The sequence below is a fragment of the Candidatus Nitrospira salsa genome, from assembly GCF_965152625.1.
Genome location: NZ_CBCUCO010000002.1, coordinates 946401 through 960450, shown reverse-complemented (window position 1 = coordinate 960450; position 14050 = coordinate 946401). Strand labels below are relative to the sequence as shown.

At 46.6% G+C, this 14050-nt stretch carries 9 protein-coding genes and 1 riboswitch; of the genes, 3 read left to right on the top strand and 6 right to left on the bottom strand.

The genetic code is table 11. The features are described from left to right. Window positions 1-8: 8 nt before the first annotated feature. The 6 genes from aspS to ACWQXP_RS06185 form a co-directional block, all read right to left on the bottom strand. Window positions 9-1772, bottom strand: coding sequence for an aspartate--tRNA ligase (aspS, locus tag ACWQXP_RS06210; RefSeq protein WP_454062991.1), 1764 nt, complete (start codon window positions 1770-1772; stop codon window positions 9-11). Next, the gene (locus ACWQXP_RS06205) at window positions 1766-2653 is read right to left on the bottom strand and encodes a pseudouridine synthase (RefSeq protein WP_454061970.1); all 888 of its coding nucleotides are present in this window, start codon (window positions 2651-2653) and stop codon (window positions 1766-1768) included. Before ACWQXP_RS06205 ends, aspS begins: the two co-directional genes overlap by 7 nt. Further along, entirely contained in the window at window positions 2650-4206 is a 1557-nt protein-coding gene (guaA, locus tag ACWQXP_RS06200; protein WP_454061969.1) for a glutamine-hydrolyzing GMP synthase, read from the bottom strand. The genes ACWQXP_RS06205 and guaA overlap by 4 nt, the downstream gene beginning before the upstream one ends. A gap of 52 nt (window positions 4207-4258) precedes the next feature. Then, entirely contained in the window at window positions 4259-5725 is a 1467-nt protein-coding gene (gene guaB, locus ACWQXP_RS06195; RefSeq protein ID WP_454061968.1) for an IMP dehydrogenase, read from the bottom strand. 240 nt (window positions 5726-5965) lie between these two features. Then, on the bottom strand, window positions 5966-8917 hold the full coding sequence (locus tag ACWQXP_RS06190; protein WP_454061967.1) for a 6-bladed beta-propeller: 2952 nt from the start codon (window positions 8915-8917) through the stop codon (window positions 5966-5968). Window positions 8918-9421: 504 nt separating this feature from the next. Further along, entirely contained in the window at window positions 9422-9631 is a 210-nt protein-coding gene (locus tag ACWQXP_RS06185) for a cold shock domain-containing protein (RefSeq protein WP_454061966.1), read from the bottom strand. Between the two features lie 809 nt (window positions 9632-10440). Here ACWQXP_RS06185 and lptF point away from each other — a divergent pair. The 3 genes from lptF to ACWQXP_RS06170 all read left to right on the top strand — a co-directional run bounded on the left by lptF (window position 10441) and on the right by ACWQXP_RS06170 (window position 14049). Continuing rightward, complete coding sequence (gene lptF, locus ACWQXP_RS06180; RefSeq protein WP_454061965.1) at window positions 10441-11526, top strand: LPS export ABC transporter permease LptF; 1086 nt, start codon at window positions 10441-10443, stop codon at window positions 11524-11526. 4 nt (window positions 11527-11530) lie between these two features. Next, window positions 11531-12619, top strand: a complete 1089-nt coding sequence (gene lptG, locus ACWQXP_RS06175; RefSeq protein ID WP_454061964.1) for an LPS export ABC transporter permease LptG — start codon at window positions 11531-11533, stop codon at window positions 12617-12619. Window positions 12620-12950: 331 nt separating this feature from the next. Further along, window positions 12951-13043, top strand: a riboswitch (cyclic di-GMP riboswitch). Between the two features lie 115 nt (window positions 13044-13158). After that, window positions 13159-14049, top strand: coding sequence for a sigma-70 family RNA polymerase sigma factor (locus ACWQXP_RS06170; RefSeq protein WP_454061963.1), 891 nt, complete (start codon window positions 13159-13161; stop codon window positions 14047-14049). The last annotated feature ends 1 nt before the right edge of the window (window position 14050 follow it).

The window sequence follows — 14050 nt, the reverse complement described above, 5'->3', positions numbered from 1 at the left end:
GTCTGGGACTATGCTTTCCATGTTGTTTGAATGAAGAGTTCTTTGAGTTGATTCTGGCTGACAAGAGAAGGGGCTTCAGTCAACGGACATTGGGCTTTCTGTGTTTTAGGAAATGGAATAACCTCTCGGATAGATTCAGTTTTTCCGAGAAGCATCATCAGGCGATCGAAACCCAAGGCAATCCCCCCATGTGGCGGGGCTCCAAGTTCTAGCGCTTCCAAAAGAAAACCAAACTTTTCTCTCGCTTCTTCTTTTTGAATTCCTAACAGATCAAAGACTTGTTGTTGGAGAGCCGCAGAATGTATGCGGAGACTTCCTCCTCCTAATTCAAATCCATTGAGGACTAAATCGTATGCTTGTGCACGGACCTTGAGTGGATCGGTATCTAAGAACGGGAGACTGTCCTGGGCGGGGGAGGTGAACGGGTGATGGAGAGAGACATATCGTTCAGTTTCTTCATCGTATTCAAACATCGGAAAATCGAGAATCCAGAGCGGTTGCCAGCTATCAGTTTGGATAAGTTGCAATTCTTCGCCAAAATATGTGCGTAAACGACCAAGGACTTGATGAACGATAAATGGCGTATCGGCTACGCATAACAGCAGATCGCCAGGTTGTGCATTGGGGAGGTAGTGTTGGAGGACTTCAGCATTGAGAAATTTTGCAATGACTGAATCAAGCTTCCAGTTTTCAAGAATTTTGACCCACGCCAGTCCTTTTGCCCCCATATTCTTGGCGACGTCAACGAAATGATCGACGCGACTTCTTGTAAATTCTGCTCCTCCTTTGACCACCAGCCCTTTCACCAGGCCACCGGATTCGACGGTCGTTCGAAACACCTTGAAGTCTGAGGACTTTGAAAACTCAGAAAGGTCTTCAAGAGGGAGGTCGAATCTTAGGTCAGGTTTATCGGTTCCATATTGCGTGATGACTTCATCATAGGTGTAGCGAGGAAATGGATTCTGGAGCTGAATATTCTGGGCATGGTGAAACACCTCACGAATCAAATGTTCTGTCAAATTCAGGATGTCTTCCTGTTCAACAAAAGACAGCTCAAGATCAATTTGGGTAAATTCTGGCTGACGATCAAGGCGAAGATCTTCATCTCGGAAACATCTTGCGATTTGAAAATATCGATCGACCCCTCCGACCATCAAGAGTTGTTTAAACAATTGAGGTGACTGTGGAAGTGCAAAAAACTCGCTGGGATTCACACGGCTGGGGACCAAATAATCTCTCGCACCTTCCGGCGTGCTCTTGGTTAAGATTGGTGTCTCAATTTCGACAAATCCGCTTTCATGAAGCAGGCCTCGAATCCGTTGAGCAACGTTTGAGCGAAGGGCTAACAGTTGCTGCATTTTGGGGCGACGAAGATCCAGGTATCGATATTTCAGCCGAATGGACTCTGACGCTTGAGTCTCGTCTTCCACAGCGAATGGCAAAGGTTTAGACTCATTCAAGATTGTGATGGAGGTTGCTCGTACTTCAATTTCTCCTGTCGGAAGTTGTGGATTGATTGAATCGTCAGGGCGTAACGTAATGCACCCTGAAATTTGTATGACGAATTCGTTTCGCACTTGGCTGGCAATCTGATGTGCCGAAGCTTGTTCTTCCGAATCGAACACAATTTGAGTGAGACCCTGTCGATCTCGAAGGTCGATAAATAAAATTCCGCCATGGTCTCGTCGACCATGGACCCACCCGCTTAACGTGACGGTTTGGCCGACATGAGCTTTCTGTAATTCTCCACACCGATGCGTACGTATCACAATGACTCCTCGGGACGACGTGGTCTATGTTTTACTCTGTTCTGCTGGCTAGTCTTGGCGCCGTGTTTTGTCAATCGTTTCTTCGTGCTTTTGGCCCAGAGTGCCTTTTTGTTTGCTTGTGTCGGTTTCTGTGGTTCGTGAGGTGCATGAAGGAGGTCTCGCAGGGCATTGGTTTCTCGGTCAGTGAGATGCCGACTATTGCCAAGTGGAAGGTTTCCTAAATTTAACGGGCCAAATTTAGTTCTTTTCAGTTTGAGGACGAGGTGGTCAACGGCCTGGAGCATACGTTTGACCTGGTGATTGCGACCTTCATGTATCGTGAGTTCGATCCACGAATTGACCGCAACTTTTCTGACCTTTCTAACCCGTGCCGGTGCGGTTGCCCCGTCTTCCAAGGTCAGGCCTTGTTCTAATTTCTTCAGAGCTTCCTCTGATAAATGACCTTTTATTTTTACCAGATATGTTTTTTCAACATGGAAACGTGGGTGTAAACAGGCTTGTGCAATTTCTCCATTATTTGTGAGCAGTAATAAGCCTTCGCTGTCGTAGTCAAGACGACCGACCGGAAAGGTTCTAACCGACTTTTTATCTAAGAGGTCGGCTACGGTTGGGCGATGTTCTGGGTCCTTCATGGTCGAGACATAGCCTGCGGGCTTATTCACCATAAGAAACACATCTGGAGGTGCTGGTTTGAGGTGACGGCCGTTAACTTTGATATGATCACGTTTCGGGTCGACGCACGTTCCCATGACGGTGACCGCTTTTCCGTTGACGGTGACTCGTCCTTGCTTCATGAGCAGTTCAGCCTGTCGACGAGAAGTGATTCCCGAGCGGGCTATAACTTTTTGAAGCCTGACTTCAGTTGGTGGACGAGAGAGCATCATTCCCATTCAATCGTGCCTGGAGGTTTAGAACTAATATCATAGACCACACGATTGACTCCATTGACTTCATTGATAATTCGATTCGATAGACGTCCCAATAGATCATGGGGCAATTGAGCCCAGTCAGCCGTCATCCCATCAGTACTGGAAACCGCTCTTACGGCAACGACGGACTCATAGGTTCGCTGATCTCCCATGACGCCGACTGTCCGAATCGGGAGCAGGACCGCAAAGTATTGCCACACGTCGCGGGAGAGGCCAGCTTTCATAATTTCATCGGTGACAATGGAGTCAGCTTCACGAAGCATGTGTAATCGCTCTGCGTTGACAGACCCAAGAATTCGTATGGCGAGTCCCGGCCCTGGAAATGGCTGACGCCAGACAAGCTCACTGGGCAGTCCTAATTCAAGACCAAGTTTTCTGACTTCGTCTTTAAATAATTCACGTAGGGGTTCAATCAGTCGTAATTTCATTCGAGCGGGTAAGCCCCCAACATTGTGGTGGGTTTTTATCGTTGCTGAAGGTCCTTTAGTGCTGACGCTTTCGATCACATCTGGGTACAACGTGCCTTGTACGAGAAAATCGACTTTGCCGATCTGTTTCGCTTCGGCATCAAACGATTTAATAAATTGTCGACCGATGATTTTCCTTTTTCGTTCTGGGTCGACTGTGCGACGAAGAGCATGGAGGAAATCGTCTGTCTTGTCGAGCATCTGAACAGGCATTTGATAGTGAGTCGAGAAGGTGTCTTTGAGGAGGGACACTTCATGTTTTCGCATAAGCCCATTATCAATAAAGATACAGGTCAATTGATCTCCAATGGCCTGGTAGGTCAATGCGGCCGCAACGGTAGAGTCCACTCCGCCACTCAGTGCGCAGATGACTTTTCCAGATCCTACTTGCTGGCGGATGTCTTGAATGGCCTGTTGGATGAATGACCCCATCGTCCAGGTTGGACGGCAGCGACAGATCTCGATGGCAAAGTTGGACAGAATATGTTGCCCATGTTCTGTGTGGGCAACTTCTGGATGAAACTGGAGGCAATAAAGTGTCTGTCGAGTTTCGACTCGTTTCATGGCCGCAATAGGAGAATTTCTGGTGTGAGCAATGATTTCAAACCCTTTTGGTAGTTGATCAATGCGATCTCCGTGCGACATCCAAACTGGGAATTTCATCTCACTGGAAAGACCCTGAAAGAGATCAGCATTGTCATCAATGATAAGCTCTGCGCGTCCATATTCTCGATGCTGGGCTTGTCCAACTTTCCCTCCAAAGTGGTGTGTTAAAATTTGCATGCCATAACAAATACCTAAAATAGGAATCCCACTATTCAGAATGGAGGTTTCCGGGCTGAGTGCCATTTCTTCAAGAACACTTCCTGGTCCCCCGGAAAGAATAATGCCTTTTGGGTTATGTATGGAAATTTGTTCGAAGCTCGTAGTGGGAGGGAGGATGATGGAATAGACGGAAAGTTCTCGAATACGGCGAGCAATCAGTTGGGTGTACTGAGAACCAAAATCAAGAATAACTATCGTATCGTAGGCAGACTCCATAATAGGGTGATGTCTCGTATGGACATGGTTGGTCTCGTGTTATGAAAGACCCTTACTCCACATCAGCGCGATAGTTTGGAGCTTCCTTGGTAATGACGACATCATGGACATGGGCTTCACGGAGACCGGCTTGTGTGAGTCGGGTAAACTTGGCTTCCTTTTGGAGTTGTGGAATTGACCGACATCCGCAATATCCCATACCAGCTCTGAGCCCTCCGACGAGTTGATAGACCAGTGCCGATAAGGTGCCTTTGTAGGGGACACGTGCTTCGATCCCTTCCGGAACAAGTTTGGCTGGTGATACCCCCTCCTGGGAATAGCGATCCTTTCCCCCACGTTCCAGTGCCCCTAACGATCCCATGCCTCGGTATTCTTTATAGGCGCGACCTTGAAAGAGCACCATATCTCCTGGAGACTCTTCTGTGCCGGCAAAGAGTGATCCGATCATAATCGAGGAGGCTCCAGCTGCTAAGGCTTTCGTGATATCACCGGAATATTTTACTCCACCATCAGCAATGATGGGGATCCCCTGATCGTGTAGGACTTTTGCGCAGTCTGCAATGGCCGTCAATTGAGGAACGCCTGCCCCTGACACTACACGAGTGGTGCAAATTGATCCTGGTCCTACTCCAACTTTTACGGCATCGACTCCACAGTCAAGTAGATCTTTTGCGCCTTCAGTGGTTGCGATGTTTCCGGCAATGACGTCCAAGTCCGTATATTTCTTTTTGACAAACTTCACCATATTGAGGACGCTTTGTGAATGTCCGTGGGCCGTATCGACGACGATAATATCGACGCCAGCTTTGACCAATCGATCAAGACGTTCTTCCGCATCAGGTCCCACTCCGATGGCGGCTCCCGCTCGTAATCGTCCATGCTCATCCTTGCAAGCCGAGGGGTATTTAATACGTTTTTGAATATCCTTAATGGTGATCAGGCCTTTGAGCTCAAAGTCATCATTGACAACTGGCAGTTTTTCAATTCTGTGTTCATGAAGAATTTCACGAGCTTTTTCTAGGCTGGTACCTTCTGGGGCGGTAATCAGATTATTCTTGGTCATGACCTGCGCGACTTTTAGATCCATTCGTGTTTCAAAACGTAGGTCACGGTTTGTCAGAATGCCAACCAGTTTTCCATTTTGAGTGACCGGGATACCAGAAATTCGATAGGTGGCCATGAGATGTCGAACGTCACGAATTGTTTGGTCAGGGGTAATGGTGACAGGTGAGAGAATCATTCCACTTTCAGATTTCTTAATTTTATCGACTTCTCCAGCTTGGATTTCAGGTGATAGTGCACGATGAATAATGCCAATTCCGCCTTCTCGTGCGAGGGCAATGGCTAATCGTCCTTCTGTCACAGTATCCATGGCCGCACTGAGCAAGGGAATATTAATTTTAATATTCTGTGTCAGGTTTGTCGTGGTATCCACTTCAGTTGGGATGACATCTGATCGAGCAGGCATGAGTACGACATCATCAAATGTTAAACCTATTCGGATTTCTTTTTCCCACATATTGAGAGGGCCTTTTATTTTGCAGTGATTCTCTGGGGGCCGACAGCGTTTCTGTAGCCTATTGGTCTATCAAATACAGTTACATGTTAAGAAATGGAATTATTCGGTTGAATCGTCATGGACACTTGTCTGAGGTTCTCTTGAATATCTGAAAGACCAAAGATTTTTGAGTTGACGCAATCTTCCTTAAAGCGGTTCAACATATTGAACAGAATTAATGAAAATATATGTGTTCAGAGGTCAATGCTCTGCTTGTTCCTGAAGTAAACCCATCGATTCTTCTTCTTGCAATTGATCTTGAGCTTCTTCTGCAGGAACAAACTGTTGCACCCGCATATTTCCACTATCAACCACAAGCACCCCGCCTCGGTTATCCAGGCAAATGCCGTACGGGAAGTTGAACTGGCCAGCGGCGTTTCCAAAGCCTCCCCATTGGGTAATGAAGTTTCCGTCTCGGTCGAACTTTTGAATTCGTTGGTTGCCGGTATCGCTGACATAAACATCACCAACCTCATCGACCGCAATGCCCCAAGGTGAGCGAAATTGACCAGGTTCCTGAGCTTGTGCACTACTGGCATGTCCTGCACCGATGCCACCACCCCATTTTGCAAGGAGTTGCGGTAAAACATTCGTGCTGGTGTCAAATTTTTGGATGCGATGGTTTCCCATGTCAACGATGTAAACTGCCCCGTCTGTTTGATCGACGGCAATGCCTCTCGCAAAGTAGAATTGACCGTCATTATTGCCGAAACTGCCCCATTGCATAATAAATTCGCCGGTCTCATCGAATTTTTGAATGCGGAAGTTTGCGCTGTCGACGACATAAATATAACCACGCACTCGATCGACCGCAACACCCCATGGTGAGTTGAGTTGCCCTTCTCCATTACCTCGAGAGCCGAATTTTGAGAGGTAATGCCCAAGCTTGCCATCAAATTTCTGAATGCGATGATTATTGGTGTCGGCAACGTAGACATCACCTTTTGCGTCGCAGGCAATACCTGTTGCGTTATTGAAACTTCCATTTGCGCCACCAAAATTTCCCCAGAGGAGGATAAAGTTTCCATTCTTTTCGAATTTTTGAATGCGATTATTGCCATTATCAACAACGAAAAGTGAACCCTGACGATCAATGGCCATACCGTAGAGTGGGCTGATGAATTCTCCACCATGTAAGAGCGAAGCGCCTCGACCTGGTTTTCCCCATGTTCCGGTACACACATATCCGGAAGTGTTGAGTAAAATGCTGGAACTGGCAGGAACGGAGACATTGTTATTGATGTCTTTAAACCACACGTAAGCAGTTTTAAGTCCGTCTCCGGCAGACGTTGTAAACGGAATAGTGGCACCAAACCGTTCTTCTGGCTCAACTTCGACCCATCCGGGCATGGTTGCACTCGGGGTCATGGGATTTTCAGACATAAAGTAGGCTGAAACGCCAGTATCGACATCTCTTGCAGAAATGGTGGCCACAAGGTCTGGTGAATTCGTCATTGAAGCACCATGGTTAAGGACAAGGTCAGGATTTTGCGGTGCGGTGATATCAATCAGCGTTGGCGTTGCAGAATATTCCTCAGAAAGGATGCTTTCACTGCCTTCATCAGTCACTGAGCTGAGCGCATAGTAATAGGTGGTAGCATTCGTTAACCCAAGGTGTGTGTACGGAGTTGTGACACCTTCAATTTTTGTTGAATTTTGTGGAGTGACTTCGGGTACGGTGCTGAAGTAAAGGTTATAACTGACTGCGTCTGGAACCTCGAGCCAACTGATAAGGTTTTCTGAGTCTCCCGATTTGACTGTCATATTTGTAGGGGTTGCAAGGTCCGCAGGTTCTTGTGTCTGGCTTTGTTCTCGTCCTCTCGCAAGTTCTTCCTCGGTTGGCGCAAACTTTGTGAGGCGATTGTTTCCACTGTCGATCACATAGACGTACCCTTCTTTGTCGACAGCAATGCCAGAGGGAAAGTTCAGTTGACCTTCCGTGAGTCCACGATTGCCCCAAGAACAGAGAAAGGTTCCACTGGAGTCAAACTTTTGAACTCGGTGATTGCCACTATCGACGACATAGATGTTTCCCAGCGCATCACAGACGAGACCCCATGGTGATTTAAATTGGCCTGATCCGTTTCCTTCTTTTCCCCATTTCAAGAGAAAGTTGCCGCGGGGATCAAATTTTTGAATTCGATGATTCCCTTCATCTGCCACATAAATATTCCCGACAAAATCTACGGCAATGCCTCGCGGATAAAACATCGCCCCATCGTAGGCCCCATCACGGCCCCACTTGAGTAGCGGGGTTCCATCAGCTTGGAACTTTTGAATTCGAGCATTACTCGTATCTGATACGTACAGATAACCATGTTGATCAGTCGCGACACCCCAGGGGACATCAAACTTTCCCGCCTCAGCACCGCGCCATGCAAAACCGAATTTCCCCCAGGCATTTATGAGATTGCCATCTAAATCAAATTTCTGGACTCGGTTGTTCCCACTGTCAGCTATATAAATCACTCCATCCGGAGAAGTCGCTAATCCTCGAGGGTAATAAAACTTGCCTTCCTCAGAGTCAGGCTCGTCTCCCCATCGAGCGAGAAACGTGCCTTCTTTATCAAACTTTTGAATGGAGTGATTGTCGGTGTCGGACACATAAATATTTCCATCATGATCAATGGCAATACCGGTCGGTGAACTAAATTCACCATCATCCGTGCCCTCTACCCCAAACTGCATGATGTTCAAATAGGGGGAAGGGATCGACATGACTTCTTGTGATTCAAGGCTTTCGCCCTCAGAGGTAATGGCCGTCACCACGTAGTGATAGCAGAGATTGTTCGATAAATCGTCATGCACATAGGGGCTCATGGCGCCTTCAATTGTGGTGGCGTTTTCTTTTTTAAGGCCAATGACGGGGTTGAAATCATCACTGCTCGCAATGGGTCGATTGAGTTCACTTGGTTTAATGGTGACGCCCTTTGTCGACTGAAAGTGGAGATTGTAATAGAGGGCTTCAGGGACTGGATCCCAGGTAATGGTGATGCGACCATTGTCTGGCTTTGCCTTGACGTTTTCAGGGGCAGCGGGGAGCTGTTCGTCACTTGTTCCACCTCCCCATTCTTCTTCTTGGCCTTCAATCGACAGCTTTTGGTGGAAAGAATGAGTAGTGGTTTGTCGTTTATTCACCATCCAGTCGCTCATAATCCCTCTGTATCTTGAGAAATTGTAATATTTCTCAAACGAGTCTCCGTGTGGTCACGATAGGCTCGTTGATTAATTTTAATAATAAATCCAATTACTTACGAAGAAGTCTAGCAGGCAGGTTTTCTGGAAGTCAAGGTAAGAGACGTGCCTAGATATGAGAATGATAAAGACCAAAAACATGTAAAAGAATACAGGAGATTTTTCTTGAAATTGATCCTTCGTTATTGCTTCTCAGTCGAACTGCTCTCAGCCAATCTATAAGTCCATATTTATAAATGAGTGATTCACAACGTTTCTCCAAGAGTCATTGTGAACAATGAGCTAGTGAAACACCAGGAGCCCTAATGATTGTCATAATGCCGTATTCAGGGATCAGGAAGATCATCGGTTATAAGCGCATGGATGTCACAATTCTTAAGTAAGCTTGTGAACGCATACAGCTCTTTTCTTTCGAGCAATGGAACTGAAAGGGTTCTTCCTGATTTCTGTTTCCTGATTATCCTAGCCCCCTAATTTGGTGACGTTGGATGCTTGTGGCCCCTTCGCACCTTCTACAAGGTCAAATTCGACAGCTTCACCTTCTTTTAAGGTTTTAAACCCCTCGCCCTCTAAGGCAGAGTAATGCACAAAGACATCTTGTCCATCTTCGACATGAATAAATCCAAAACCCTTTCGATCATTAAACCACTTCACTGTTCCTTTACTTTTCACAGGGACCTCCTACAATAAGTTATAACGTTAAGGTGATTGAATACTTGTGTCGTGTGCTAAATCTTAATTGCATCGCCTAAGAAACAACCTGTTGTATTTGCTGAGGTACATACCTGAAACGTGAAGCGCTATCAGCTAAAGAAGTTTCGGTTCATTCAAGACACGAGATAGACAAAAAAAAACCGCAGAAAGGGTTTGTTCTTTCTACGGCATTAAACATAAAGTGACTTGTCACGATACAAATCCAAAAAAAAAGACAGCAGGATTTAGCATAGAATACGTTCGGTGTCAATAACCGAATCGGTTATCAATAGGGGAACTAGTTGAAAAACTGGTTAACTTTGAGCTGGCATCATCCACTCAGAGCCTGGCTAAAGTTGAAGCAAGGGCCATGCTTTAGGTGAATCTGTGGAATTCTATCGTGTGCCCGTTTTGCATGTCATCCTCGATGGATAGGTGTCGCAGGTTCCGGCAAGAACGTATAGAAATGGCACATGTTGATAGTGGTGTTACGAGAGGCGTGTGGATAGGATGTTTCATTGCTGGTATGGTCCAGATGCTCTATGATTGTTTCCGTCATGAGCCCATGTGACTTGCCTTCCACTGTTTTTGGTACTGATTATGAAGTCCAGAATAGCGCGGATTTCGAAAGCCAACAGTGCCGGAGGAAGATAGTTTGTTTCGAATAGGTCAATCGTATTTTTACTGCCGTACTCTTTTCGAATGCCGTCCGTGATATGAAGGTCGTGGTTATGCAAGTAAACGGATAAGACCCCAAACACGCAATTCTTTCTTCCCACAAGGTTTCTTTGTTTACACTCCTGGACCGCTATATCATTCGTGAGCTGTTTTCCCCGTTTCTTTCTACTCTGACAGCGCTCTGTTTCATTATCTTTGCCAAGGAGATGCTGCGATTAATTGATCTCCTTGTGTCCAAAGGCGTGGGTGTTTGGTCACTGCTAAAAATTATTGCCTACCTGATGCCGTCCTTCTTAGTACTGACCTTACCCATTGCCTGTTTAATTGCATCGATATCAACCTTCAGCCGGTTGTCCTTCGATAATGAGTTGATCGCTATGCGTGCCGTCGGGATGAGCCTCTGGCGACTGAGCGTTCCAGTCTTGATGTTTTCGATTTTTGTCTTCTTTACCACATTGTTCTTATCTCAGTGGGGACAGCCCTGGTCCAATGTGTCATTAAAAGGCTTGGCGATGAGCGTAATTGAGGATCAACTTAGCCTGGCGCTTGATTCCGGGGTGTTTAATGAGCCGATCCCAAATCTGACGATTTACGTTCCGGACCCGAAACACGCGCAGCGTGTTCGAGGGGTGTTTATTTCAGACCAACGTGATCCGGTCAAGCCATTAATTATTGTGGCGAAATCATTTCGGGTTTTACATGATGGAGGACGAAAGCAGTTGGGATTACGGTTGTTGGATGGCGCCATTCATCAGGTGCCTCCTGATCTGCGGTATTATCACGAGGTGGGTTTTGAAACCTATGACTTTTGGATGGACGTTCCGCCGCCAGAAGGGATGGGGACGACGCAACGAAAAAGTTATCAAGAGATTATTCAAGATTTGGATACCTCAAACTGGCAAGACTCAGGACAACTCCGTCGGTTAATGGAGCATTACAAGGATTTGGGTTTCCCGGTCTCGGCTTTGTTACTCGGCCTGCTGGGCTTTCCGATTGGAATCATTTCCAAACGATCAGGGAAGAGCGGAGGATTCGCCATCGGCATTGGAATCATCGTGGGATTTTACTTGCTCAATATCATGGGAGAATTTCTTGTCACAACCTACGTCGTTCATCCGTTTATCGGCGCGTGGTTTCCCAACGTGATGATCTTAGGTTTAACCGGGTTTCTCTATGTGAGAGCCAGTAGGAATTAGTCGTATGGGTGTTTTGTTTTGGTACATGTTTCGCCAATACACCAAAGTGTTTCTTATGTGCGTGAGTGCGTTATTGACGGTCTACCTTGTGGTTGACTTTTTCGAAAAACTTCGAAAATTTCTCAAATATGATGCGGATCTGTCCTCCATGCTGCTGTATTTTTTCTACCGAATCCCAGATATTTGTTTTCAAATTACCCCACTTGCTGCGCTCATGGGAACATTATTAACGCTTGGCTTCCTCAATAAAAGTGCCGAAATTACAGCGATGCGGAGCTGCGGTATGAGTTTTTATCAAGTTGCCTCACCGTTCTTCGCCGTTGGAATTATTGTGAGCGCCATTTTATTTAGCTTTACTGCGGTGTTTGTGCCACTCGCGAATATTCAAGCGGATTATGTCAGGACGGTGCTCATTGAGAAGAAGCCTGCGGCACTGTCGGTGTCTCCGGATCGTGTGTGGTTGCGATTAGGACAAGATGGACTGCTCAAGATTGGTGAGGTGAAGGATGAGGGACAGCGTCTCAGCACGATTAGCTTGTATCGAGTGGATGAACAGTTTCAACTGCATGAAATTATCGAATCTCCAGAGGCACGATATGCAAACAAAGGATGGGAGTTGCGTGACGCCACACGCCGTGTCGTGCAAGCGGGAGGCGAAGTGACCGCTGACCGTTATGCGCAATTAGCACTGGGGCTTCCTCTTACTCCTGAAGACTTCCGGACATGGCTGGCGCTGGATTCGAAAAATATGACACTCAAACAGCTAGGAGCGTATGTCCAGCGATTGAAACGAGATGGTCACAGTAGTAGTCGTTTTGCCACAGACTATTGGGGGCGAGTGGCGTTTTCAGCCATGACGTTGGTCATGACGATTTTGGGGCTAGCCATCAGTTTGTTGAAAACAGGAGTTCGTGATCATGCCGTCGCAAAGGGCATCGGACAAGCCTTGGGAATTGGATTCCTCTTTTGGGTGACGCATTCCTTTGGTATGGTACTCGGAAAAAATGGAGCCCTTGTGCCCATTGCTGCAGGGTCGTTTGCTTGTCTGATGTTTTTAGTGATTGGGTTGAATCTGTTCTTAAGAACCAGGTGACGACCCTCCTTTTCTTTCCTTTGTGCCACCTGATGGGTAGTCGTGTGAGAGGTGCTCTTCCCTATCAGTCTTCAAACGCCTTCTCATTTTGTTAACCGATTTTCCCTCTTTTTCTTTCTTTTCAAGAATTTCCTGTCTATTCGTTCCTGTTGAATGTTTCATGTTCTGAATTCTTAGAGGGGAACGTCTCGTGTTCTTCAATGTTGTTGCCTTCCAGGAGGCCTTAACTCTTTTCTGAATTGTCCCGAAATAGAGAGATGATAGAGGAACTGTGTATATGAATTGCCGTGGGGGGAGTGCACGTAGTGCTATGAGATGATCTAACGAAATGTGGTGATAAAGGCAAACTATCCGTAAGGGTAGGACGCAAAGCCGAGAGACCTGCACTGATTCTGATTGATTGTAGGTTCGTCTGGTTGCCGAACGAAAATTTCAGGCGACTATGGCATGAGCGTTCATCCGGAAGGATGGACGCTTTTTTTTGCCATGAACAAGATTGTTTAAACACCGCGGGGGGTGTGCTGACTCAGGAGAATTGGATGGCCAAGCAGTCTCATCATGTTGATGTTGGAGAGCCAGCGGCTCGCATGGACGTGCCTGTTCATGCGTCTGAGAAATCAGGTTCTCCTCTTTCTCATCAAGATCCTGCGGAGATCTTAAAAGAGTTTTTCCCAATGATTCGTCGAATTGCCGGGAATTTAGCCTCACGAAATCCGGCATCTCTCGATATTGAAGATCTCACGAGTGCTGGGGTGATTGGGTTATTGGGAGCTATAACTCGCTTTGATCCTGAACGGGAAACGAAATTTTGGACGTTTGCAGAATATCGCATTCGCGGGATGATGCTTGATGAAATACGGGCAATGGACTGGATTCCGCGTTCTGTTCGTGCACGAAATGATCAAATTCGCCAGGTCAGTACAGAGTTTGTGCAAAAAGAAGGACGATATCCCACCAGAGATGAGATTGCGGCACTTTTGGGGGTCACGCAGGAAGAGTTAGATGCCACGTCTCTTCGAGAAACACGATTGCTCAGTCTTGATGTGCCGATGGGGTCTCAAGAAGAAACCTTTACACTCAAAGACGTGTTGCCCGATGAAGAACAATTGGATCCATATGCTGTGTGCTTATCGTCAGAGTCTAATCAAGCGCTTGATGTGGCTCTGGCGAAATTATCGACTCGGCAGCAAGATGTGTTGCAGCACTATTATTTTCACGGGTTAACGATGAAGGAAATTGGGGCTCGCTTAGGGTTAACTGAGTCGGGTGTGTGTCGGGTGCATACCGAGGCCCTGCGGAAGTTACGAGTCGGGCTCAAAGATTTTGAAGACGCTTCAAATGGGAAATTGCAGAAATTTCAGTCAAAAAAAAGACATTCCAGAAAAAAACGATTGGCTCAGTCATGTAAACTAGACGAAGCCAAAAGCTGAA

Bases quoted from the DNA above. Each gene is read 5' to 3' on its own strand.
- ACWQXP_RS06205 (WP_454061970.1), bottom strand. From the start codon at position 2,653: ATGATGCTCTCTCGTCCACCAACTGAAGTCAGGCTTCAAAAAGTTATA.
- guaA (WP_454061969.1), bottom strand. From the start codon at position 4,206: ATGGAGTCTGCCTACGATACGATAGTTATTCTTGATTTTGGTTCTCAG.
- guaB (WP_454061968.1), bottom strand. From the start codon at position 5,725: ATGTGGGAAAAAGAAATCCGAATAGGTTTAACATTTGATGATGTCGTA.
- ACWQXP_RS06190 (WP_454061967.1), bottom strand. From the start codon at position 8,917: ATGAGCGACTGGATGGTGAATAAACGACAAACCACTACTCATTCTTTC.
- lptG (WP_454061964.1), top strand. From the start codon at position 11,531: ATGGGTGTTTTGTTTTGGTACATGTTTCGCCAATACACCAAAGTGTTT.
- ACWQXP_RS06170 (WP_454061963.1), top strand. From the start codon at position 13,159: ATGGCCAAGCAGTCTCATCATGTTGATGTTGGAGAGCCAGCGGCTCGC.